The 25078-nt window shown below is 40.3% G+C and carries 21 protein-coding genes; 12 read left to right on the forward strand and 9 right to left on the reverse strand.

The window, feature by feature from the left end:
• The first annotated feature begins 1 nt into the window (after position 1).
• From P2W71_RS05845 to P2W71_RS05855, 3 genes are read left to right on the forward strand one after another with little or no spacing between them, the layout of a single operon-like run.
• Positions 2-523, forward strand: coding sequence for a DinB family protein (locus P2W71_RS05845; protein WP_276368267.1), 522 nt, complete (start codon positions 2-4; stop codon positions 521-523).
• Positions 520-1812, forward strand: a complete 1293-nt coding sequence (locus P2W71_RS05850) for a D-alanyl-D-alanine carboxypeptidase (protein WP_276368270.1) — start codon at positions 520-522, stop codon at positions 1810-1812. The genes P2W71_RS05845 and P2W71_RS05850 overlap by 4 nt, the downstream gene beginning before the upstream one ends.
• Positions 1799-3055 carry a glycoside hydrolase family 3 N-terminal domain-containing protein gene (locus tag P2W71_RS05855; protein ID WP_276368272.1) on the forward strand — a complete coding sequence of 419 codons (1257 nt, stop codon included), beginning with the start codon at positions 1799-1801 and terminating at the stop codon, positions 3053-3055. Before P2W71_RS05850 ends, P2W71_RS05855 begins: the two co-directional genes overlap by 14 nt.
• On the opposite strand, the gene P2W71_RS05860 is transcribed toward P2W71_RS05855, so the two are convergent.
• The 3 genes from P2W71_RS05860 to P2W71_RS05870 form a co-directional block, all read right to left on the reverse strand.
• Positions 3052-5361, reverse strand: a complete 2310-nt coding sequence (locus tag P2W71_RS05860; RefSeq protein WP_346659944.1) for an alpha/beta fold hydrolase — start codon at positions 5359-5361, stop codon at positions 3052-3054. The genes P2W71_RS05855 and P2W71_RS05860 overlap by 4 nt on opposite strands.
• Before the next feature lie 202 nt (positions 5362-5563).
• Entirely contained in the window at positions 5564-6400 is an 837-nt protein-coding gene (locus P2W71_RS05865; protein ID WP_276368276.1) for a sugar phosphate isomerase/epimerase, read from the reverse strand.
• A 161-nt stretch (positions 6401-6561) separates the two neighbouring features.
• Complete coding sequence (locus P2W71_RS05870) at positions 6562-7869, reverse strand: amidohydrolase (RefSeq protein ID WP_276368278.1); 1308 nt, start codon at positions 7867-7869, stop codon at positions 6562-6564.
• Between the two features lie 306 nt (positions 7870-8175).
• Between P2W71_RS05870 and P2W71_RS05875 the strand changes: the two genes are divergently transcribed.
• The 3 genes from P2W71_RS05875 (at position 8176) to P2W71_RS05885 (ending at position 11654) form a co-directional block, all read left to right on the forward strand.
• Positions 8176-9171, forward strand: coding sequence for a hypothetical protein (locus P2W71_RS05875; protein ID WP_276368281.1), 996 nt, complete (start codon positions 8176-8178; stop codon positions 9169-9171).
• 140 nt (positions 9172-9311) lie between these two features.
• Positions 9312-10409, forward strand: a complete 1098-nt coding sequence (locus P2W71_RS05880; protein WP_276368283.1) for a DNA alkylation repair protein — start codon at positions 9312-9314, stop codon at positions 10407-10409.
• A gap of 36 nt (positions 10410-10445) precedes the next feature.
• Positions 10446-11654 (forward strand): DUF763 domain-containing protein, encoded by a 1209-nt coding sequence (locus P2W71_RS05885; protein WP_276368286.1) that lies wholly within the window; start codon positions 10446-10448, stop codon positions 11652-11654.
• Positions 11655-11678: 24 nt separating this feature from the next.
• On the opposite strand, the gene P2W71_RS05890 is transcribed toward P2W71_RS05885, so the two are convergent.
• A complete protein-coding gene (locus P2W71_RS05890; protein WP_276368288.1) occupies positions 11679-12395 on the reverse strand; it encodes a hypothetical protein in 717 nt (238 codons plus the stop codon).
• A 182-nt stretch (positions 12396-12577) separates the two neighbouring features.
• Between P2W71_RS05890 and P2W71_RS05895 the strand changes: the two genes are divergently transcribed.
• Together P2W71_RS05895 and P2W71_RS05900 are read left to right on the forward strand one after the other, a co-directional pair.
• The gene (locus P2W71_RS05895) at positions 12578-14944 is read left to right on the forward strand and encodes a GAF domain-containing protein (RefSeq protein WP_276368291.1); all 2367 of its coding nucleotides are present in this window, start codon (positions 12578-12580) and stop codon (positions 14942-14944) included.
• 41 nt (positions 14945-14985) lie between these two features.
• Positions 14986-15510 (forward strand): hypothetical protein, encoded by a 525-nt coding sequence (locus P2W71_RS05900; protein WP_276368294.1) that lies wholly within the window; start codon positions 14986-14988, stop codon positions 15508-15510.
• An 85-nt stretch (positions 15511-15595) separates the two neighbouring features.
• On the opposite strand, the gene P2W71_RS05905 is transcribed toward P2W71_RS05900, so the two are convergent.
• Both P2W71_RS05905 and P2W71_RS05910 read right to left on the reverse strand, forming a co-directional pair.
• The gene (locus P2W71_RS05905; RefSeq protein WP_276368296.1) at positions 15596-16282 is read right to left on the reverse strand and encodes a PrsW family glutamic-type intramembrane protease; all 687 of its coding nucleotides are present in this window, start codon (positions 16280-16282) and stop codon (positions 15596-15598) included.
• Positions 16283-16338: 56 nt separating this feature from the next.
• A complete protein-coding gene (locus P2W71_RS05910; protein ID WP_276368298.1) occupies positions 16339-16878 on the reverse strand; it encodes a hypothetical protein in 540 nt (179 codons plus the stop codon).
• A gap of 139 nt (positions 16879-17017) precedes the next feature.
• On the opposite strand from P2W71_RS05910, the gene P2W71_RS05915 reads away from it, so the two are divergent.
• The gene (locus P2W71_RS05915) at positions 17018-17746 is read left to right on the forward strand and encodes a class I SAM-dependent methyltransferase (protein ID WP_276368301.1); all 729 of its coding nucleotides are present in this window, start codon (positions 17018-17020) and stop codon (positions 17744-17746) included.
• A gap of 15 nt (positions 17747-17761) precedes the next feature.
• Here the strand turns inward: P2W71_RS05915 and P2W71_RS05920 are convergent, their stop codons facing one another.
• On the reverse strand, positions 17762-18352 hold the full coding sequence (locus tag P2W71_RS05920; protein ID WP_276368304.1) for a nitroreductase: 591 nt from the start codon (positions 18350-18352) through the stop codon (positions 17762-17764).
• A gap of 44 nt (positions 18353-18396) precedes the next feature.
• Here P2W71_RS05920 and P2W71_RS05925 point away from each other — a divergent pair, with 44 nt between their 5' ends.
• Positions 18397-19140 carry a hypothetical protein gene (locus tag P2W71_RS05925; protein ID WP_276368308.1) on the forward strand — a complete coding sequence of 248 codons (744 nt, stop codon included), beginning with the start codon at positions 18397-18399 and terminating at the stop codon, positions 19138-19140.
• Positions 19141-19142: 2 nt separating this feature from the next.
• On the opposite strand, the gene P2W71_RS05930 is transcribed toward P2W71_RS05925, so the two are convergent.
• A complete protein-coding gene (locus P2W71_RS05930; protein WP_276368310.1) occupies positions 19143-20249 on the reverse strand; it encodes an amidohydrolase family protein in 1107 nt (368 codons plus the stop codon).
• A 271-nt stretch (positions 20250-20520) separates the two neighbouring features.
• On the opposite strand from P2W71_RS05930, the gene P2W71_RS05935 reads away from it, so the two are divergent.
• Both P2W71_RS05935 and P2W71_RS05940 read left to right on the forward strand, forming a co-directional pair.
• On the forward strand, positions 20521-21627 hold the full coding sequence (locus tag P2W71_RS05935) for a tetratricopeptide repeat protein (RefSeq protein WP_276368313.1): 1107 nt from the start codon (positions 20521-20523) through the stop codon (positions 21625-21627).
• 125 nt (positions 21628-21752) lie between these two features.
• Complete coding sequence (locus P2W71_RS05940) at positions 21753-24284, forward strand: M14 family metallopeptidase (protein ID WP_276368317.1); 2532 nt, start codon at positions 21753-21755, stop codon at positions 24282-24284.
• 41 nt (positions 24285-24325) lie between these two features.
• Here P2W71_RS05940 and P2W71_RS05945 read toward each other — a convergent pair whose 3' ends face one another.
• Positions 24326-25078 carry a hypothetical protein gene (locus P2W71_RS05945; RefSeq protein WP_276368319.1) on the reverse strand — a complete coding sequence of 251 codons (753 nt, stop codon included), beginning with the start codon at positions 25076-25078 and terminating at the stop codon, positions 24326-24328.

Below are 25078 nucleotides of genomic sequence, written 5' to 3' on the forward strand. Positions count from 1 at the left end.
TATGACAAGACCCGACTTTAACACAATTCCAGATTTTCACAAGCGTTATGTTGAACATGTAAAAGATTTTGATGTCCTAGAAGCATTAAGAATCTCATCCAAACGAACAGTAGATGTTGTCAGATCTATACCTGAAGACCAAGGGAATTATCGATATGCACCTCTCAAATGGAGCATAAAAGAATTGCTCTGCCATATGATGGACACCGAACGAATATTAGCGTATCGCGCACTTCGATTTGGACGTAACGACAAAACTGCACTTCACGGGTTTGAAGAGAACGATTACGCGCCGGAGGCAAATGCCGAAAACAGGAAGGTAAAACAGATAGCGGATGAAATGGAAAGATTGCGACTTACAACCCTTGATCTATTCGTCAATTTCACCCCTGAAATGTTGATGCGAAAAGGCCTTGCTAACAACCTTGAACTTTCCGTGATTAACCTCGGATACATTATTTCAGGGCATGAATCCCACCATCTTCAAATTTTGAAGGAAAGATATCTGCCGGGTCTGCAATGAAAAACTGGTCTGTTGTAATCCTGGTTTTAATATTTTGGAATTTTTCATGTTCACCACTCTCCAAAAGATCCTTAGACAAAACTTTTAAGTCGACAGATGAACGATTTAAGGATCATACCGGATTTGCATTGTACGACCTGGACAAAAAGAAATCTGTATATGAGTACAGGTCCGGTCGCTATTTTACTCCCGCCTCCAATACAAAAATTTTTACTTTGTTTTCTTGCCTTACATTACTCGGAGACTCTATTCCTGCACTTAAATACATTACGACAAAAGATTCATTGATTTTTTGGGGAACCGGCGATCCTTCATTCTTATACAAAGAAGTTTATGACAACAATCGAATCTATTCATTTCTAGGATCGTCTACGCTTCCACTTTATTTTTCTGACAGCAATTTTCAAACAACCCATTGGGGACCAGGATGGGCGTGGGACGACTACAATGATTATTACTCAGCTGAAAGGTCCGCTTTCCCGATTTATGGCAATATCATGACACTTCAGGCAACCGGCAGAAAATTTTCAGTTCAGCCTCCTTTTTTAAAAAATTACGTAAAGACTGGGCCTTCCGAGCAAAAAGCGAAAGTATTGAGGAGGTTGGAAAGCAATGATTTTATTTTTTATCCAAATTTTTCTAAAAGTGGATTCAAGGCAGATGTTCCATTTAAAGTGTCAACTGAATTGACGGCTAATTTGCTTACCGATACGCTAAACAAAATGGTAAGAGCAGTGCATAAGCCCGTTCCAAAAAACGCACTCACGGTGTATAGTCTACCCGTTGATAGTCTTTATCGTGTAATGATGCAGGAGAGTGATAATTTTATTGCGGAACAACTTTTGTTAATGTGCAGCCAGGTCATAAGTGACACGTTACAACCCGAGATTGCTATACATCACATCAAAGAAAATTTCTTAAAGGATTTGAAAGACGAGCCTCGCTGGGTAGATGGATCAGGTTTATCCCGGTATAATCTTTTTACACCGCGATCAATTGTTCAGGTATGGGAGAAAATTTATCAACTCCTCCCACGCGAACGCCTTTTTGCACTTTTGGCGACAGGTGGTAGATCTGGGACGATCAAAAATTGGTATAATGCGAATGCGCCCTATATCTTTGGTAAAACCGGTTCATTGAGCAATAATCATAGCTTGAGTGGCTATTTGATCACAAAAAATGGGAAGACCTTGATTTTTTGTTTTATGAACAATAATTACACTACTTCTATCAATGAGATAAGGAGAAACATGGAAAATATTTTAAGGACTATTTATGAAAAGTATTAAGGTTTGCTGCTTTCTTGCTTGCTTACTGGCAGCATCATTTCAAATTAAAAGCCAGAGCCTTGATAGCCTTGATATCAAGATTGGTCAAATGCTGTTGATAGGATTTCCAGGTACCGCAGTGGATGCGAATGTTTTGGAAGAAGTAAGACAAGGGAAAGTCGGATCCATAATCATTTTCGAGAAGAATATTCCACCAACAAACTCATTCGTTGCATTAAAAAAAATAATCTGGACGTATCAACAAGCTGCTCCCATTCCGCTTTTCGTCAGCATTGATCAGGAAGGGGGTCGGGTAAACAGACTAAAAGATAAATATGGTTTCCCCCGATCAATAACTGCGGCAGCTATGGGCAAATCTCCATCTCTAGATTCAGTCCAGTTTTATGCAGAAGCTACAGCCTCTACGTTGGCGGGGCTTGGTATCAATATAAATTTTGGTCCTGTTGTTGACCTTGCCTCGAACCCTAACAATCCCATTATTGCCAAATACGGTAGAGCATTTTCCGCCAATGAAGATTCGGTGATTCTTTTTGCCAAGGAATTTATAAAACAACATCGTAAGTATGGAGTGTTAACGGCGTTAAAACATTTCCCCGGCCATGGAAGCTCCAAGGATGATACTCACTTAGGAATTGCGGATGTCACCAATACCTGGGAAGAAAGGGAACTTAAGCCTTATCAAAGTCTCATTGATTCTGGGTATGCAGATGCCATTATGACTTCGCATATCGTTAATAAAAAATTAGACAAGCAAGGTAATCCAGGGACGTTGTCGGCCGATATCCTGGGCGGCATTCTTCGGAAACGACTAAAATTTAATGGTGTCATTTTTACAGATGACATGCAGATGCACGCCATCACCAAACACTATGGATTGGAGGAAGCGATTAAGTTAGCTATTAATGGTGGCGTCGATATCATGACGTTTTCAAACAACATTCAAGGCAGCGACGAACGCACGGTAGATAAAGTTCATTCTATTGTCAAAGACTTAGTAAAACAGGGTATCGTTAAAGCGGAGCGGATCGATGAAAGCTACCGCCGGATAATGAACCTGAAAGAACGTCTTTCACAAGAAGAACTCAATATTTATTACCAACAGGTCCTGGAGAAAACAAATCGCGAACTGGAAGACGCACGTCGTGCGCTTAAATTGGCTGAAGAAAAAACCTTGACTAAAGCAGAGCAGCCTGAAGAGACCACTAATAAAAAGAAACGGAAGAAACGAAAAGATAAAAATTAGGGACTTTTTAAAGGCTTCAGGTTCTCTTCGAAAAGCTTTAGAATTCTTTTGTACTCATCTGTCCAACTGCTGGGCTCAACAAATCCATGATCTTCCATAGGATAAACCGCGAGTTCCCAATTTTCCTTACCCAGTTCAATAAGTCTTTGCGAAAGACGAACTACATCCTGAAAATGAACATTAGTATCGACCATTCCATGGCAAATCAGCAAGGCACCCTTTAGGCCCTCGGCATAATATATCGGTGAGCTTTTAGCATACGCCAAACTATCCTGATATGGCATATTTAGGATGCAGCCCGTGTAAGAATGATTATAATGCGCCCAATCAGTAACAGGGCGTAGTGCGGCACCTGCAGCAAATACATCAGGTGTAGTGAACATTGCCATGAGCGTGATAAACCCCCCATAAGACCCGCCATAAATCCCAATTCGTTTAGGATCAATACCGTATTCATCCACCAGTACTTTGGCTGCATCTACATGATCAGTAAGATCTTTGCCTCCCATATGCCTGTAAATTCCCGTTCGCCACTCTCGTCCATAGCCCGCACTCGCCCGGTAGTCGATATCTAACACCGTATATCCTTTGTCTGCTAAAAGGTTATGGAACATGTATTCCTTATAGTAATTGCTCCACCATCTATGTGCATTCTGCAAATAGCCTGCACCATGTACAAAAACAACAGCCGCACCGTTGGGTTGCGCAGGTTTATAAATTCTTCCGTAAACATCTGCATTATCGCGTGCTTTAAATGTTATTATCTCCGGATCTCGCCAGGGGTATGATTTAAACTCGTCGGTGAGCGAATTTGTAATTTGTTTAACCTTTGCTCCAGGTCTGTTTTCCATTATAAATAATTCCCAAGGCTTGTTGCTGTAGGAATATCTGAATGCTATTGTTTTTTCGTCAGGTGAAATTTCTGCCTCAGTTGCACCTTGCATGGTGGTTAGCCGCTCGGCTTTACCACCTTCTGCGGGTAAGCGATATAAGTGTTTTTCGCCAGGATGTACTTCGTTGGTAATTAAATAGAAATATTTTTTACTCTTGGCGGTTTTCACTTGTTGTACTTCATATTTTCCTTGCGTTAGAGCCTGCTTCTTTTTAGTAGTTACATCTATTGTGTAGAGATGAGAATAGCCTGTTTCTTCTGAAGTAAACCAGATTCGTTTATTGTCGCTTAACCATCCCATTGGAGAGATTTCTCCGAACCCTCTTGTGGTCGGTCCACCTACCCAGGCATCATCGTGTTGGCGATCCAAAAGTGTAAGTTTTTGAGAGGCAGGATCCAACAGCATAATCCAACAATCTTTAAAATCCAATGAACGAATAACTACAACACAATGTAAACCATCGTCGGACCAACTAATAAGTGAATAATTTATTGGACGCAAGGTGGGAATGTTTCTTTTTGAAGAATAATCCTTTGCAAACGCGGGTTGATCTGTTATGCCAGGAATATCATCTACCCTTACAGTGTAAACTGTATCTTTTGCGATGTCATAGATATTCAATTCGCTTGATGCTTGCGCTTCACCAACCTTCGTCCGCGATGCAATGTCCTCAGTGAAGCCAGAGGCTGTTACATAGTTAGGCACCACTGTTTTCTTAGGGTTGGTATTTTTGGATAACTCGTATAAAACAAATTTCTCATCAGGACTCACCTGTACCATTTCGACGATCTTATCATCGAGATATATCAACTTAGGTTTCTTAAGATGTTCGGCTTCTTTATTCTTTTTCTTTAGGGCGTGTTTTGTATTTCTTTCTTTCAATACCTGAAAGTGAGCTAGCTGATTATTTTTCAGCCATTTTTCTTGTTCTGACATCGGAACGGACGGCTTGCTCCCAATTTCAAAATGGGTGAACTGTGTTAATTTTCCGGATGTGATTTCCCAGCTAAAGGCATCGTGACCGATGGTAAAAATTATTTTTTTCTCGTCCGCAGAAAAATATGGACCAAACTCCTGAGAAACAGTATTCGTTATTTGAGAAATTTTCCCGGTAGGCACATCATACAAAAAAATATCCCCATTTTTTTCATATGCCATTTTTGTGTACGCTTTGTTATACCGGCCATACCTGGAAGGAAGGTTGCGCCTTTCATGAAGCGTTGCTTTGTGAGGAACAGGATTATGAATTGTAACTGAATATAAAGAATCTGATAGGGCGCCTTCTGGATTCCAATAAAAATTAACCGTCTTGCTATCTGGCGACCAAAATACATGATTCGGGGCGATTCCGATCCACTTCGGATGGCGCATAATTTTTTCAACCGTTAGCTCGTCCAGGGATTGTGCTTTCAAAAAAAGGGGCGTAACAAGCAACAAAAAAAGGCACCAGCGCATCATGGACAATCAGAAAATTAGAAGGACAAGATAATGTAAATGCTTTATTTTACTAAGACCTCAACATACAGTCTTTGTCTTTTATTACTCAGATGGCATAATAAAAAAATGCCCGGTAAGGCACCGGGCATTTTCATCAAAAGGGAAGATTAATAGGATACTAATAGTTCAGCTTTTGGAGGTAATCGAAATCATATTTCATGCTTTCCATGGCTGTACTTGCATATTCCTCCTGCTCAACGAAAATGTGTTTAACTCCCGATTTTTTTGAATTTTTCAGCATGTCTAACACCTTGATTTGCCCCTTCCCGAATTCTGTGCTTTCTTTCTTCGTGGTATCCATGTCTTTTAAATGCCAGAGGGAGAACCGACCCGGATATTTATTAAAATAGGCCAGTGGATCATTACCTGAAGCAACCACCCAGCCCAAGTCAAGTTCCATTGTTACTAATTTGGGATCTGTATTGTCCAACAAAATATCATATAACACTTGTCCGTTCTCTCTTTCAAATTCATACTCATGGTTATGGTATCCAAAGATGATGTTGGATTTTTTACAATCTTCAGCTGCTTTGGTAAATGCTTCAGCTACCTTTTTATAATTATCAATGGTTTGACCTTTTGAAGGAAGAGATGAGCACACCAGGTAACTCTGGCCAGCCTCGGCTGCACCATCGATTGAACGTTGAAAATCTTTATCGATATGCACATGGCCACTCCGCAAGGTCATTCCTAAGTCTGACGAAATCTTTTTAATTTCTTTAGGTTGAAGGCCGTAATAATTTCCCTTTTCACTTCGTGCAGATTCCAGCTCTTTGTAACCGATCTTCGCGAGCTGTTTTAATGTCCCAACAGCGTCTGTAAGCATTTCTTTACGAACGCTGTAGAGTTGAATGCCAACTTTTTTCAGTTTTTCGCCTTTTGAAAAATTAGGAAGTAGTAAAGCACCAACGGCTAGTCCTCCTGTTATTTTAAGAAAATCACGTCTAGTTTTCATAATGTATTTTTAAGTTTAGCTGGCAAATGAGCTTGCCTAAATCTCCCATCATCATGGCCGAGTATTTGGACCAATCCTTCTCACATGACGGAATAAATTACGCTTTTGAATTAGATGCTGTTGGAAAAATATTATAGAAGGAAAATAGAACTGATTACATCTTATTTTCGGGGGAGATACATGTAATCAAGGGTAACATTCAGCATTGCTTTCAAACCCACCAGCATACCACGCTCATCTATCATAAAATCGGGAGTATGGTGCGCAGGTACGGTTCTGGGGTCCTGATCCGGCATCATAGCTCCAACAAAGAAAAACAAGCCTGGGACCTTTTGTTGAAAAAAGGCGAAGTCCTCGGCACCAGTAACGGCATTAATCCGCATAACATTGTCCTTGCCTGCAGCTTTTTCAAGGCTATGAACCATTTTCTCGGTTAGCGTAGGGTCGTTATAAGTTATGGGGGTTTTATTTTCGATCAATACTTCTGCAGTAGCTCCTCCACTTTCTGCAATTTTAGTTGCTGTCAATTTTATCTTTTCGTGAATTTTCAAACGCATGTCCTCATCTAGCGTTCTTATAGTACCCGCCATCACCGCTTCCTCTGGTATAATATTTTCGCGAATGCCTGCATTTATTCTTCCTACACTTATCACGGCCGCTTCTTTTGTAAGTTCAGTTTGCCTGCTGACGATGGTTTGAAGACCATTGATAATTTGTGCTGAAATAGCAATTGGATCCACGCCCATCCAGGGGGCGGCACCATGACTTTGTTTGCCTTTTACTTTAATTGTAAACCAATCTGAGGCCGCCATCATACCGGCTGGCCTATAGGTAATTTTACCCAGCTGACTAATAGATTGAATGTGCATTCCAAAAATCACATCTACTTTCGGATTTTCGAGAGCTCCTTCTTTTACCATAAGCCCTGCGCCTCCCTCTTCACCAGCCGGAGGCCCTTCTTCTGCAGGTTGAAAAATGAATTTGACTGTTCCCTTTAGTTCACTTTTGTTTTTTGAGAGGATTTCGGCAACGGCCATTAAAATTGCTACGTGCGTGTCGTGGCCGCAGGCATGCATTACCCCAGTTTCCTGATCGTTAAATATTGCTTTTTCTTTAGATGCAAAAGGCAATGAATTTCGTTCGGTCACAGGCAATGCATCCATGTCCGCACGCAACGCGATGACGGGCCCGGGCTTTCCACTTTTAAGAAGTCCGATAACCCCAGTCTTAGCGACTCCAGTCTGGACTTCAATACCCAATTTTTTTAAATGCTCAGCAACAAACGCCGCGGTCTTGACTTCCCTGTTGGAGAGCTCGGGGTATTGATGAAAATGTCTTCGCCATCCAATGACCTGCTCTTCCATTTCTTTTGCTTGTTGGTCCACTTTGGTTTGCAGCTTAGCGTTCATTTGAGCTGTTGAAACTCCCATTATCAAGGTGCATAGTATGATTAAAAAAAATTTCTTCATGTGGTTTAGCATTGAGTAAAAAACAAGGTAAAATATTTCGCGTCTACACCAAAACTTAATTATTGAATGATTAAAAAATTGCCCTGCAAAAGACACATTTTTTAGTTAAGAAATTACCAAACAAAACGAATGCGCCTCATGCATCTTCGTAGTTTTCGAACGTTGCCCTGAGATTGCCCATCGCATATTTGGTGGATTATTCGATTAAAACTATTGATACATGATTTTTTGTTGGCATAAGAAAATGATTAATCCTTATTTTCGTTTTTATATCGCAGTGAAGCTCTCATGATTAGAAAACGGATTTTGAATTTTAAGTTAATATTTTTCATACTGTTGTCAGGCCACATCTCATCCTTTGGTCAACTTGTTGTTACTGAAAAAACCTGGATTGAAGACCTTAATCTGCAAGGAGGATTGCCCGAAAAGCTTCTCAGTACCCGGACTGCCGTATTCGACGACTATACGTTAACACAAAAAGAATTGCTTGAAATTCAATCCTACTTTCAACGTATTGGTATCGATGCGATTATTCATTTTGAGTTGGATATACTTTTCGCGAGTAAAGATGTTACCAAAGCTGTAAGCGATTATCTTGTGAAGAGGGAAATAACAAATCTAATCTTCATTGAAAAGGACGAGCAAGCATATCGCATTTCGATCACGACATTTTCAGGTAAAGAAAACGTTGTTGAACCGAAACAAGCAGCGTGGTCTACTTCTAACCGTTTACTTACGGAAGCGTTGAAGACGCTATACACCACCGCAGCCAACCAGCAAAAGAAACAAAATCTGTTAATCAATGATTTACCAGAAACTGACGCGAAAATTGATCCAATCGTTGGCAAGCGAAATGAATTTTACGCCACGGATTTAAAGGTAGATCCCCTGGCGGTTCCAAAAACAGGTGATGAAACCATCGATAAGGAGCTGGAGGAAATCTTTCAAAATAATTATCCGCTGAAATTTAAAATGACAGAGCCAGGTGTAACTGAAAAAGAACTTCGCAGACAGGGTCAGTTATATGTAATGGGTTTTATTTATACCCGCGGCGCTGTAGCAAAAGAACTGTTAGGTTATGATATGACCAAAACTGAAAGCGCCTTGCTTTCTGTTACTTATCCTGATAATCAGCAACAGCTAAAAAATATTCCTTCAAATACACCTGTCTTTAAATTCTATTTCAAGCATATCGATTCGGGAAATATTTTCCTTGGAACAAAATGGGATGCCGATGTCACCTGGCAACAAGCGCTGCTGAATTATATCCGAGGGATGAAAGCAGAACTAAGACTTAACTAATCGCCTCCTCCATAACTTCGAGCGATAACGTTCACCTTTTAAGCCACTGCTGACATAAGGTTGTCATCATTGTATTCCTATTTCGAAACAATTTAATCTTAGCCGACCAAGCATCAGATTCTAGTCCAAGAAATAGAAATATGAGCGAGCCTCTTAAACACATGTATAGCGTTCAATTTTTTGAACAACTATGCCCAGTGCTAAATGAAGTAATTCCAAATTTTAACGAACGTAGATTTGTGTATGACGTGTTTGACACGACATGGCCGGACCTGGAATTAAAACAACGAACACGGCAAATAACCTTAGCATTAGGACGTTGTCTTCCCTCGGATTATAAAGAGGCCATTGAGCTGATAATACGTCTTTCTAATTTGCTTCGCGAAAAAGAAAAGCAACAAAGCTACCCATATGTTTTTCTTCCCGACTTCATTGAGTTATTTGGTCTCGATCATTTTTCCCTTTCCATGGATGCCATTGAGGAATGCACAAAATTTGTGAGTGCGGAGTTTGCCATACGGCCATTTATCATTCGCTATCCACAAAAGACCCTGCAGCGCATGTTGAAATGGTCTACCCATCCTAACCCTTCGGTGCGTCGCTTGTCATCTGAAGGATGCCGTCCACGGTTGCCCTGGGCGATGGGGTTACCAGCATTTAAAAAAGACCCATCCTTAATTTTGCCAATTCTTGAAAATCTGAAATGTGATCCCTCGGAATATGTGAGACGCAGCGTTGCCAATAATCTAAACGACATCGCCAAAGACCACCCTGAACTTGCCTTAAAGATTGCCAAGCAATGGAAAGGTGTAAATCCAGTCACCGAGTGGATCATCAAACACGGATGCCGCACCCTTTTAAAACGTGGACATGAATCAGTATTGAATCTTCATGGCTTTAACCCAAAAGCAAAATCGTCTGTTAAAGATCTTACGCTTTCCAAAAAAGTAATCATTGGTGATAGCTTGGCCTTTGATTTCACATTCCTTAATCAAGAAGCTAAGGCAACTTTATTTCGATTAGAATATGTAATTGACTATCTGACGAGTTCGGGAAAAACATCACGAAAGATTTTTAAAATCACTGAGAACACTTTTGAAGCAGGTACATGTATTAGATTTGCGAGGAAGCAATCCTTCAAAGATTTTACAACCCGTAAGCATTTTGCCGGGAGGCATTATCTTAGAATTCTATCCAATGGTAAAGAATTAGCCGCAAGTGAATTCTTCGTGTGCTGAAGATGTTGAGGTATCGTATCTTTAAAAAAATTTTCAATGCCACGTTCCGGTTATGCCGATCTGCCCCTTCACTATGGCAAGGTTCCTCCCTGGCTTGCTGAACGCATGACAAAATTAGGAGGAGCAATTGTTGAGGCCCTTGTTTTAGAATATGGGAAGTCTGAAGTTTTAAAAAGAATAAGTGACCCGATGTGGTTTCAGGCATTTGGGTGCGTTTTAGGAATGGATTGGCATTCCTCGGGAATCACAACATCGGTAATGGGCGCTCTAAAGCGGGCAATTAATCCCCTTTCAAAAGAACTTGGGGTTTATATTTGTGGTGGACGAGGAAAGCACTCCCGACAAACACCAAATGAACTACTAAGAGTCGCTGATCAAACCGGGCTGGACGGAATTGCTTTAGTACGATCAAGCCGGCTAGCAGCAAAAATCGACAACACAGCGGTCCAGGATGGATTTCAATTATACCTTCACAATTTTATTCTTACCGATAAGGGCGAATGGGCCGTTGTGCAGCAAGGGTTAAATGATTCTACTGGCATGGCCCGACGATACCATTGGCATTCAGCACAGTTCAATTCATTTTTGGACGAACCTCACGTAGGTGTATGCGGCGAAAATCAGGGAATGATTTTGAATCTGACAGATCGCAACGCAATGAATACACGCCACGGCATGTTGAACATTGCAGCGGAGCATCCTGAAAAAATGTTGCGAGAGATACGACAAATAACCATGCCCCGTCATCATGAAGTTACCGTTACAGATGTTAATCTAAAAAGGCTTGGCGCGGTTCTGACTTTAGCACACGAAATGCAAACTAATAACTTCGAATCTTTGCTTTTATTGGAGGGGGCAGGTCCACGAACCATTCAGTCATTAACGCTTGTAAGCGAAATTATATACGGAACTCCTTCACGTTTTAATGATCCGGCACGATATTCATTTGCGCATGGTGGCAAAGATGGTCATCCTTTTCCCGTGCCATTAAAGGTCTACGATGAAACGATAGGTATTTTGAAAACATCTATCGATCGGGCAAAGCTCGGCCTGGGCGAAAAACAGCAGGCCATTCAGAAACTTTCTGCCATGGCTCAAAAAATTGAAAAGTCTTTTGTGCCCAATCCATTCTTTGACGAAGTATTAGCCACAGAAAGAGACAATTCATACAAATACGATGGCATGACCGTTATGGGAAAGGCACAGCCACCGAAATTAAAAAATCAGCAATTGAAACTTTTTTAATTTTCACCAGACCGCGGCATGTGGTCAGTATTTGGTGCTGAACAAAACATTAACTTTCGTGTAGTATACCGTTGTAATCCCTTCAAAGCCAGAATCCGTCCCTACCAACAGCCATAGTTCGCCGTCATTATTACTCTGTGCAATATACGGTTGTGACGAGGGAGACGCATTACTTCTTGATATCAAGGTATACTCTGAGGTAGAGGATGGTATCGCGATATCGCCAAGAACAATGGCGTTAACTCCTGGCATACTTTGATTGCCTTTATCTACATTCAGCACATAACGATTATCTTCAATCATTTTTTTTGGCTCAATTTGACTTGCGCCTGCCTTTATATAGACACTCTCACCAGGTGAACCTCCAGCACCAACGGATCCATAAGGTGTGTTTGAAGCTAACTCTACTTCAAAGACCAGATTGTAAGACGTATTCGGCATCAACCCTGTGATTTTCTTTTTTATGAACATAAATAGATCATCGCTGTGGTTATTGCCAGAAAGCATTATTGATTTACGAAAACCTAGATTTGGAGGTAAATGAGTATATGCAACTTGTAATTCATAGAAAGAGGAATCGGTTGGTAGCGCGGGCAAATCCGCGAAGTCAGCTTCCCATCCACTTTGCGAATGATTGAAATCGAATGAAATTGAAAAAACGGCAATTTCCGGATGGTTATCAGGAAATGAACAGCTGCTCAAAAAAATCAAGCCAATGAACAAAAGAGTTCTGCAACACATAGTGCCAATGCAATTTTCAACATTTTAGACACGAATGCTTCAGCGAAAGTTGGAACTTGATCCCGTTTTTGTAAACGCCGACATTATAAAATGCAACGTCGAAAAATATATTTAAGGTACATACGTCTTTGAAAACGGAACCTCTTACTATTTCTTTCGTTGACTCCTTTAAACAAATACAGATGGACGTTTTTACTCATAATAAGTTTCCCTTTCCTTCCACTCTTAACCTCCGGTTACTTCTTGAGTACTGGGAGAAAAGCATCGTGCAGGAAAATGTGCCCGGGTTTGCTCAAGGTCTTTTGCAGGCGATCAAGAATGCGCCTGAATTGAGGGAGCCCATTCATGACCTGTCGGTGCTTGAGAAGCATCGAAGTTTAATCAATTTTTTACTGACGGCGGTTATTCCATCTGCTAATCAGGAAACAGAAATTTCGGCGGCAATCTTTCCTTTTCAATTTACTGCATTATACAGCACACAGGCATTTAAAAAAACACTGGATTTAAATGATGTCGAAAATTGTGTCAGAACCAATCTGCCGAACAACAGGATGATTTTAGGCAAAACTGTTAAGGCATGTTTGATGATTCTCGAGAAATTCTACGGAGTAAAAGTCGGTTTGGAAAAACCAGTACATTTTACGGTACGCAATCCTCAAACAGGACTTGACAAAGTTTATCGCGTTGAAAATAACCATCAGTTTTGTGAAATAATTGCAAAAGGGAAAATAAATCCGATTGAAAAACACGTCATTAAATTTTTGACGGAGAAGATGTATGACCTCGATCTTTGGATGCAATACATCAAACCTGAAGACTTCGAGTTTCAAGGATTTATGGTTATGCGACTTGTGGACGTAACTGAACAAGAAATGTTGTCGTCCATAAAATATGACCTGTTGAAAAAAAATGCAGTTGAAGAGCAAGAAAGTTTTAACACCATTCAGCATAAACTGCGCTCACTCTTTGGCATTCAGGAAATTAAACTGGGGCTTGCATATTGCGATACAGCCAATAATCTAATCGTTACTAATTCAGCTTCGGATGGGTGGAGAAGCCTGATTGAGCAAACGGTAAACAGTACGCCTTGTAATGACTTCACAGGTTCAGTTTATGAAAGAAGCTGGACTGAAAAGCGTTACATCACAGTAGAAAACTTAGAGGAGTATCCGTTTCGCTCAAAGATCGAAGAAGCATTGTTGAGCAATGGCATTAAGAATGTTTTGCTCGCCCCATTAATTGATGGTGAAGAAACTATTGGGATGCTGGAACTTGCAACACCCACTCCGGGCCGATTGGATGCTATCAGTGCACATAAGGTGGAAAATGTTTTGCCCATGTTTACGGCGGCGGTGAAACGGGTAAAAGAAGAAATGGCGACTGAAGTAAGAGCGATTATTCAAGAAGAATGTACCGCAATTCATCCTAGTGTTCAGTGGCGCTTTTTTGAAGCTGGCATGAATCTATTGAATAAAAGAAGGTTGGATGCAAAAGCTTTAATGGAGGAAATTGTCTTCAAAGATGTTTATCCGCTATATGGCATGTCGGATGTACGCAATTCCTCTATTGAACGAAACTCAGCAATTCAAAAAGATCTACAGCAAAATTTAAAGTTAGCAAAGGGACTTCTTCAAGAGATTTATGATAGCAAAAAATTTCCTTTAGTGGAGGAAGTGATTTTCAAAACAGATGACCAGCTCAAGAAAATTAATCGCGGACTTGCGTCGGGTGACGAAAGCAATGTGTTGGATTTCTTAAAAACGGAAATCAATCCCCTAATCGAACAGTTTGAGGACGATGACATGTTGAAAATACTAATTGACAATTATCGGCAACATCTGGATCCGCAGTTTGGTGTGGTTTACAAAAGAAGAAAGTCTTTTGAAAAAAGTCTGGCAATGATTAATCAGACAATAGCTACGCACCTTGATGAAGCAGAATCGGAAGCGCAAAAAATGTTTCCGCACTATTTCGAAAAATATAAAACCGATGGGGTCGAATTCACATTGTACATAGGAAGTTCATTGGTGAGACAGCAAACATTCGATGCTTTCCATCTTCGAAATTTTCACCTTTGGCAATTGCTGACAATGATTGGCATCCATCAAAAAATCCAGGCGTTAAAACCAACATTGGCAAACGACTTAGATATTACACAATTAATTTTGGTACATGATCAGCCGATTTCAATCCGTTTTAGGCCCGACGAAAAACAATTTGATGTCGATGGTGCTTATGACATTAGGTATGAGATTGTAAAAAAGAGGATTGATAAGGCTTACATCAAAAATACAGGAGAACGTTTGACACAACCTGGTAAAATAGCCATTGTTTATAATCAGAGTAAAGTTGAAGAAGAATACAAACGCTACTTCAGGTATTTGGTCGGTAAGAAATTAGTTACTGGCAAACTAGAAACACTTGAGTTGGAAGAGTTGCCTGGAGCAAATGGACTCAGGGCTTTAAGGATGCAAATTGGGACTGATTCAAATGTGTCGAGCCAGGAAAACTTGTTGAAGGACGTTCAAGATGTTCTGGCCCTTCAATAACATGAGTCATAAGATTCCCTATCTTAGCTGTACAAGCGCTTATGTACAAGCTATTCATTACCATTCTGGCCTCACTGTTGATTTGCTGTAAGGAGGTTTCGTACAAAGAACCACAGCCTAAGGGCAGGTCCGCGCTTTCGGAAATACCCGCCGAGCTACGCGGCAACTATTTGATTATGGAGGAAGACGGCACAAGTAAGGACACGCTCATTGTCACAAGAACAGGATACCATGTAACAAATGACTCTACCAGAGCTGAACTGGGAGATAGTTTAGTTTTAAAAAGATATAAGGGCTACTATTTTTTTAACGACAACCACAAACCTGAATGGCTTTTGAGAATTGTTAAAAAAGAAAAGAATGGAAACCTGTCGTACATGTTGATGGATCGCGGTGACAAAAGTTTTAATGATTTTCTTTTCAAACTGAATAAGGAAATTGAGATTGATTCCTTTGAAGTAAATAATGAAAAACTCTATCAAATTGATCCATCTCCTAAACAATTGGTTGGGCTTATTAGGAAAGGATACTTCAAAAAAACCATTACACTTCAAAAGTTAAAGTGATGCCGAAATTCCCCTGTTAAACTAGGCGGGATTTTTAGTGGCGCCTTGTTCAAAAAATTTCTGACGCAGTCTTTGGAATAAAGTTCTATTCGTTAGCGATGAATGGCGACGTCTGCTGATGTAATTGGATTGCTTTACGAGAAAGAACAAAACCTATTATTAAAGATACTACCGCCCCAGTCCAGATACCTGGAACATATGAAATGAACAAGAAGTAATCATAAGAACCATGAAAAATGGCCGCGCTAAGCAACGCAATGAGACTAAAATAAAATACACGACGGTGTGTAAATTTCGCTTTTCCAAGAAAGAAGCCCATTAAGATGGCGAAGGTAGCATGTGCCGGGACTGCCGTAAACATACGCATGATTCCGGTAGCCACACCGTATTGATATACGTACAATACATTTTCTAAGGTTGCGAACCCCATACTCACCATAACTGCGTATACAATGCCATCAAACGGTTCATTAAAATTCTTATTATAAAAAAGAATAAATCGAACAAAGAAGAATTTGCTGAACTCTTCGACTAGGGCGACTTTAAAAAACGCATTCCAAAATTGATGAACCACGTCATCTTCTTTTATTAAAATTAAAGCGTTAACCGGCCAACTAATAAATAATGTAAGTAAAGTACTCAGTCCGCCGTAAAGAAAGCTGATCATCAACAAGCTGAGAGGTTCGCGTTCATGCTTATCCTTCAAATAGATGTATAGCATTATGGCTGCGCCAGGAGCAAGGGCTAATGCAAATAAACTAAGAGCATCCATGAAGACAATTTGACGACTCAAGGTAGTGGATAATCGTCAGCTTCCGAAAGCATGTACTACTCAATTACATTCTCAATTTCATCCATTTTATCCTCGCTGTATTTGCCCAGCGTAGCATGAACTATTTTGCCGGCGGGGTCCAAAACAAAGAAATAGGGCACATCTTTTTTGTCAAATTCAAGCGACTCTTTATAGGTCTTTAACTCCCCTTTATAAAAAAGGACATATGGCAATAACTGCGGATCAATATTTTTTAATGCTTTGCGTTTGGCGGTTCCCGTAGCTGCTGCGTTGATACCGGTAAACATGGGGATAAAATACACATTAACATCGTAGCCAAAACCAGACATAAGGCCTTTTGTCTTTTGAATGTATTTTTCAAACACAGGCTGAAACCACGAATTTAAATCATCTTCTGATTTTTTTGAATAAGCTAATCCGAGCAATGTGTATTTGCCTTTCGTATCCTGTGGCAGATTGATTTTCTTATCTTCTACGGTTTCTGCCTCCATGACTGGAAACATCTTTCCAGTCACCTGAGCCGTTGTACTCAACGACAAAAAAATTCCAAATGTCAACACCATTAGTTTTTTCATAACCCTTCACGTTTATGCTCCAAGTTACGAAAACGATGCCAGAAAGGGGCCGAACTGTATGTGTGGTTAATGATTCAGAAGTTATAAAGCCGTGGCAATAGTTGAACTGCATTTTATACCTTTAACCATTCTGATTATCATGAAACCCAAAGATCATTATGACAATCATTTGGGAAATTTTTATTCCTGGATGGTGGGTAATTTCGAGGAGAAGCAAAAAGAACAGGAGAATTTTTTTGCTGAACAGTCCTTAGCGGTCAAGAACTATAAAATTGCTTTTGATCTAGGCGCTGGTCATGGCCTGCAAAGCATTTCTCTGGCCCATCTAGGCTATGACGTTCGAGCCGTAGATTTCAGTAAGCAGCTTTTGGATGAGCTGAATATCCGAAAGGAACATTTAAACATTAAGACGATCAATGATGATATTCTCAGCTTTTTAAAGCGAACTTCTGAAAAAGCTGAACTTATTGTATGCATGGGCGATACGCTAACGCATCTTGAAAGTATCGGTGCGCTTGCTGATCTGGTGACAGAAATATCAAAACATTTGGAGCCGGATGGCCACGTGATTTTGTCGTTTCGTGATTTAACACAGGCGCTTATAGATGAACAAAGATTTATCTTAGTTCAAAGTGATGATTCTAAAATTCTGACTTGCTTTCTTGAATATTTTCCTGACTATGTAATGGTTCATGATGTTTTGCATGAAAGACAAAACGGGAAATGGACTCAAAAAGTAAGCGCTTATCCTAAGCTTCGTGTAAATCAAGATATGATTTCAAAAATGCTTCAGGAAAATAATATTGAATTTGTCAAATCAGAAGTAATTCACAGAATGATTTATCTGACTGGCAAACGAATCTCATGACCCACAACGGCATGGTTACTTATCTATCCACCTTATCTTTTCTTCAATTGGTTTTCGTTTTCCGTGTGGCATATCTCGATTCGGCATGCCGATGTTAAAAAATCCAAGCAGTTTATCGTCAGGCCCGAGTCCAAGAAATTCCTTCGCGTCTTCAAAGTATGTAACACCACCAGTACTTAAATAGGCACCCACACCGTATGCCGTTGCCGTCAGGTACATATTTTGAATGGCGCAAAAAACCGCGCCGATCTCTTCAATCTCAGGTACTGATTTTTTTGGATCGCGCTTCATTCCGACAGCAATTATATGCGAAGATTGCATCGGCTTGGTGAGAAGATTTTGGTACCGATCTTCCTTAAAACTATTATCATTAGAAGTAACCTTTTTATACACTTCAGCTTGAAATTGAGCCAATCGTAATAAGCCATCGCCCGTAAAGACAACAAATCTCCATGGCTCAGTTAACTTATGAGTAGGCGCCCAATTGGCGTTTTTTAGCATTTGATTGACAATAGCATCGCTAACCCGCTCGCCAGTATATTGTTGTTGATAAACAGACCGGCGCCGCTCGATTACCTCATTAAGCCATTCAGGATTAAAGTTCATTATCTTTGTTTTTTGGGTAAATTTACTATTATCATTTTTTAATTATGAAAACGTCCCTCCTCTTAATAGCGGTCATAGCCTTGCTTATTTCCTCTTGTGCTCCAGTATATGTTCCGAATGCCAGAAATGCGCCATTATTTACAAAGGCGGGCGAATTTCAAGGGTCCATTCAGTTTGGTAATGGAATAGATGCGCAAGGTGCGATTGCTGTCACCAATCATATTGGGTTGATGGGGAATTTCTCTTATGCCGATAACAAAAGTCCTGATCCGGATGATATAGACGATTATCACCGTCATAAGTTTTTTGAGGGAGGTATTGGATATTTTGAAAATGAAGGCAAGTGGTGTTATGAAATTTTTGCGGGATATGGAAGAGGCGAGGGATCAAGTTATGACACCTATGATTTTTGGAATAATAATACAGGAGATCCTGTTAGAGCCACCGGTAAATTTGAACGATATTTTATCCAGCCGGCGTTTGGATTGAATAAAAAGGTAATGCACGTCGCCTTCGTTCCTCGAATCGCTTTGGTTGACTTTAACGAGTTTAGCAGTGATGATGCAATTTCACCTTATATCGCTGATGATGATCCGAAGTTATTTATAGAACCCGCAGTTGTTGGAAAAGTAAACCTCATGAACAATCATATGTTCTTTACTTTTCAGGCAGGGTTTTCTATACCTGTAACGAAAACTTACTATGAATACCGCCCGTTTTATGTTTCAACGGGAATTGGTTTCAGAATTGGCGGACTGAAAAAAGAATCTTCCGAGACTACGAATTAATCTTACTTAGGAAACTGACTCGCGTCAATGTTTGGAATCACCTTCAAAGCGTTTTTGTAGTAAATCTTTTTCAAAACATCGTCTGGCAGATCTAAGCCGTACATGCGCCAAAAGGCATGGTAGCGCTTGTGGTAAGGAAAGTATTCATCGGCTGTTTCAAGCACCCGAAAATACGTTTGATATTCCTCCGGCACCCATGAATCTTTGCCAAACATAACACGGTCCTGATATTTAGTTAAAAATTCGCGAGCCGCCCTTGGTTGTCTTCCCAACTCAGCAATTACAGCACCTATTTCAGTGTACATATTTGGAAACTGATTCATCAACTCGCCCAGCTTTTTCAAATCACTTCCATACCAACCCAAGTGCGCATTGATAAATTTTGTCTTGGGGTGTTTCTTAAAAATATTGTGCTGTTCAGCAATGATGGTCTCCCATGATACAGGGTCGTTATCATGTCTTCTGCCCGGGTGGGTTTTCAACTCAAGCCATCGTTCATTATTCTTATCAATAGGTTGCCAAAACTGCTTTGGATCTGCTGCGTGTATCAACACCGGTATGCCGAGCTGGCCGCATTTTTCCCAGATCGGATCAATGCGGGGATCATCAATGCGGATGCGGTCTCCTTTGCTGTCTTTATTGAACATCCCCAGACTTTTATAAATCTTTAGTCCATTTGCACCTTTTTTTACATCGTCCTCCAATTGCTTGACCATCCTGCTTTGCCATTCCGGATCGTCGATGCCGCCAAAGTCAACATTCGTAAAAATGATAAAACGTTTGGGAAAGGATTTTTTTACATTCTCCAATGACTTCTCAAGGTGATCCGTGCTGCCTCTTCCTCTTCCGCTAAGATTGACCATCACGGCCATATTGAGCTTGTCCATTTGAGCGACCAAATCACTCAGGTTTTGGGAAGTCATTCCAAACTGATGATTATGAACATCGATAAAAGGGAACTTCGCCCGGGTAACATGATGCTCGGGCACAACCAATGTTGAAGGCGGATCATAATCTTCAAAATCCATCTTCATATCCAGGGGCTTTTCCTGACCGCAAGCATAGATCATGCTCAAGCAAAACGAAGAGGCAAACAATAATCTTTTCATAACTGTAAATATCTTTGAAGATACTTTGAATTATAGAACTGGAATCTAAAATTTTCTGAGTGGAGCATAAGAGTCTTTAAATGGTTAGACTCGCTATTGTTTTTACACTAGTCTTTTCGCAGCAAGACAATTGATGGGATAGCCACGTTAATATTATTTATAACTTAGCTTAGAATTTGCACATACAATGAATCGATATAATAGGCATGCAGTTGCCTAAATAATTAATATTTAACGGGTCGACTCCAATACACAACAAGTTTGTAAATCCATGAAAAAACTCTCTATTCTATTATGGCTTTTAAGCATTGGCCTTGCATATGCTCAGGATCCACAATTAGATGCGGCAAAAGCGAAGATTGAATCAAAAAAATTTGAAGACGCAAAAGCTGACTTAAAAAAAATCATTGATGCTTCCCCGAAGAATAAACATGCTTATAACTTACGTGGCTTGGCACGTGCCGGGTTAAACGACTTCTATGGAGCGATTGGCGATTTTAATGTAGCCCTTGAAATAGACTCTACATTTGCCGATCCTTGGAATAGTAGAGGTGAAGCGAAAATGGCACTTGGAGACGACGAAGGGGCGATATCGGATTTTAACAAAGCAATCAAATTCAATCCCAAATTTACGAATGCCTATACCAACCGTGGACTGGCAAAATACAACTTGGAAGATCTGCAAGGCGCTTACTTCGATTTTTCTAAAGCCCTGGAGCTTGGACCCGTCGATGCTGATAAATATTTTAACCGGGGCGTGACCAAAGCAGAGCTCGGTGAATTTATCAGTGCGATCGACGACTATTCCAAAGCTATTGAACTTGAAAAAAAAGATGCAAGTCTGTACAACTATCGTGGCGTGGCTCAATATAACGTGGGCAATCTTGATCTTGCCATTACAGATTATAACGAGGCGATAAAACTTGAACCTAAGGATCCTCAGATTTATGAAAACAGGGCGCTGGCAAAGGGTGCGAAAGAAGATTTTAAAGGGGCCTTGGAAGATTACGATAAAGCAATCGAGTTAAATCCTGAAGAACCCGAAACCTATAACTTGCGCGGTGTAACAAAATATAATCTTGGCGATCAGACGGGCGCTATTGCCGATTACACGAAGGCCATAGAATTAGATGCTTTGAATCCGGTGTATTTTGATAATAGAGCATTGAGTAAAACCGAGAAACAAGACTATGCCGGTGCGATCGAAGATTATTCTTCTTCGATCGAATTATACCCAACGGATCCAGAAACTTATTTTCAACGCGCGATGGTGAAGTTAAGCATGAACAATAAATATGATGCGTGCCTTGACTTTAAAAAAGCAGAAGAACTTGGGTCAGCCGAGGCCAAAGCAGAAATCAAAAAAAATTGTAAATAAATATTCCCCCCACCGATTTGTTTCCGAAAATGATTTTACAAGAGTGTTTATTTGATTGGTTCAAATAAAGTATATTTTTAAGACTATAATTATTTTATACCCTGATCTACCTTCAATTTTCTTATATGAAGAAAGCTTCCTTCATTTTCATTTTTCTTTGCTGTATACATTTGTCCAATGCTCAGAAGCTCCTTTCTCCTAAAGAGTTTTTAGGATATGAACTTGGAGACAGATTTACACCACATCATAGGGTGATGGCTTATTTCAAACATGTAGCTGAAGTAATGCCAAACGTGGATCTGAGACAATATGGAGAGACATATGAACACAGACCGTTGGTATATGCGGTGGTAACTTCTGTCGAGAATTTCAAAGACCTTGAACAAATTCGAACTAATAATTTAAGAAGGAGTGGATTGATGGAGGGAACTGCCACCGCAGACCCACGCGTGCTTGTGTGGTTGAGTTACAATGTTCACGGTAACGAAGCGAGCTCCTTGGAAGCCTCTATGCTAACGTTATTTGATCTGGCAAATGCTAACAATACAAAAACTCAGGAGTGGTTGAAAAATACCGTTGTCATTCTCGATCCGTGCATTAACCCCGACGGACGGGACCGTTATGCAAATTTCTATAATCAATATTTAAATAATCCCCCAAATAGCGATAAAGATGCGAAAGAACATCATGAGCCGTGGCCCGGCGGCCGAGCAAATCATTACTTGTTTGACTTGAATAGAGACTGGGCGTGGGGTACTCAAATAGAAACACAACAACGTTTAAAGGTTTACAATGAATGGATGCCACATGTTCATGTTGATTTCCATGAACAAAGTTATAACAGCCCCTACTACTTTGCGCCCGCAGCGGAGCCGTATCATGAAGTAATATCGCCCTGGCAACGTGAATTTCAGAACATCATCGGGAAAAACAATGCAAAATATTTTGATGAGCAAGGATGGTTATATTTTACGAAAGAATTTTTTGACCTTTTTTATCCAAGTTATGGTGACACATACCCCATGTATAGCGGCGCTATCGGCATGACCTATGAGCAAGGTGGTGGAGGTTCTGGAGGCTTAAGCATTACAACAAAAGAGGGTGACCCTTTAACACTTAAAGATCGCCTTACACATCATTACACTTCCGGACTTGCAACCATAGAAGTTACATCCGGAAATGCAGGGCGGGTGATCAAAGAATTTGAACAGTACTTCAAAGACAACCTTAGTAACCCACGCACACCTTACAAAGCCTACGTTATCAAAGCTGATAACAATCCGGATAAGTTAACACAGTTAACCCGGTGGATGGATCTTCACCTTATAAAATATGGACAACCGACAGCAGGAAAATCGCTGCGTGGCTTTGACTATCAAAATCAGGCAACAAGTAATTTCAGTCTTACAACGGATGATCTGGTGATTAATGTGTATCAACCGAAATCACGTTTTATCACAACCGTATTTGAACCCCAATCGAAATTGGCAGATTCCGTTACTTACGACATTACAGCGTGGAATCTAATGTATGCCTACAATCTGAAAGCGTATGCTGTTAACGAACGGATTCCGGTAAAAAATTTCCAGGCAAAAGACCTTCTGCACGCGGCTTCGGTTGACAAACCATACGCTTATATTTTCAAATATCAGAGTTTACAGGATGTCGCTTTTATGGCTGAGTTAATGAAGCTGGGGATAAAAGTGCGGGCTGCGGAAAAATCGTTTTCAATCAATGGTGATAGTTTCGAACCAGGATCTCTCATTATTACACGAAGAAATAACGAAAATGTAAATGAATTTGACAAAAGCATTAGAGATTTAGCAAAGGGAATGAACAGAAAAGTTTTTACCTCTCCAACCGGATTTGCCAGCAAAGGCAAAGATGTTGGCGCTGAAGATGTGAAATATTTAAAGGCCCCAAAAGTGGCCATGCTGTTCGGTGAAGAAACTTCGTCCCTGTCTGCAGGAGAAGTTTGGCATTTTTTTGAAACCCAAATCAAGTATCCGATCACTCAAATAGGTACTGACTACTTCGAAGAGATTGAATTAAGTAAATACGATGTGTTAATTGTTCCCGAAGGTCGTTATAAAGTTATCGATGAGAGCCAGCTAGAGAGGATTGCAAATTGGGTGAGCAAAGGGGGCAAACTGATTATCATAGCGAATGGTTTAAATGCGTTTGCTGAAAAAAAGGGCTTTAATTTAAAAAAGTATATCACGGAGGTGGAAAAGAATGAGGCTGAACGTAAAGAAAAATTAGCTAAGGAAAAGGAATTGTTGACACGCTATGCAGACGCAGAACGCAAGGAGATCTCAAATGTCATCTCTGGGGCCATTTATAAAATCTCATTGGACACATCACATCCCCTGGCTTTCGGTGTTGGAGACACATATTATACGTTGAAGACAAATGAGCTGCGTTTCGCCTATTTGGAAGCCGGCTGGAATGTTGGTGTTATCAAAGGCATCGCCAAACCGGTACAAGGTTTTGCCGGAAAACACATCAACAAAAAAATGGATGACAGCCTTGTATTTGGTGTGGAGGAAAAAGGTGATGGCACTATTATTTACCTGGTCGACAATCCACTCTTTCGAAGTTTTTGGGAGAATGGTAAAATGATTTTTTCGAATGCTGTATTTATGGCCGGACAATAACAATTGTTCGAGCTTATGAGGAGGAAGGTGGCAAATCATAATCATAATAAATTCTCATCGCCATAATTGTCCGTGACTTCCTCAAGATAGAAATAACGGACGTTGATGTTTATTATCGTCTTATAAGGAATAGTGATGTATCTGCCAGGTATATCATAGTATCGGTTTTCCACCAGATCATCCTGTAAAAGTCTCCGCTTCGCATCTTTTAATACAATGTTTTCCAGACCGCCTTCGTCCGACAAGGTAAAATGAATCAACTCCCCAATGTAAATCATTTGTTGATTGCCCACAGTTGTTAATGCATTCACCAGTTTAAAACTGACTTCCTCCGGATGGTCTGGCACTTCTGGAAAGTCCAGGAATTCGCCACTCAGTAAATAATGCCAATCGTTGGTAAACCTGAATAATTTAAACTTGCGATCAAACTTGAGTAACCGGATTGCTTTGCGGCTGGCATGACCTGCAAAAAAAGATACGGTCATGACGAATGTGCAGTATAGAAGGTATGATACGAAGATATCTCCATAGCCAGCATTAGTTTGTTGAAGCAACGCTGCGCTTAGTACGGTTTTTAAATCAAACTCAAAATAGAAAACAGATGAAGCGGCGAGTAATAGGAAGTACGACAGAATATGCATGATGATGGACGGAAACAGCGCCCAGAACACTTCATCTAATATACCTGAGAATTTAAGTTTTCTGGAAAAAACAGAAGAAAGGTAAGCCCGCTTAAATGTTATCCCGGGAAGAATGAATAGGAAAAGGAAGAGAGTAGATACTGCTAACGCCAC

It is taken from the genome of Chryseolinea sp. H1M3-3 (assembly GCF_029360725.1).
In the GTDB taxonomy this organism is placed as follows: Bacteria; Bacteroidota; Bacteroidia; order Cytophagales; family Cyclobacteriaceae; genus Chryseolinea.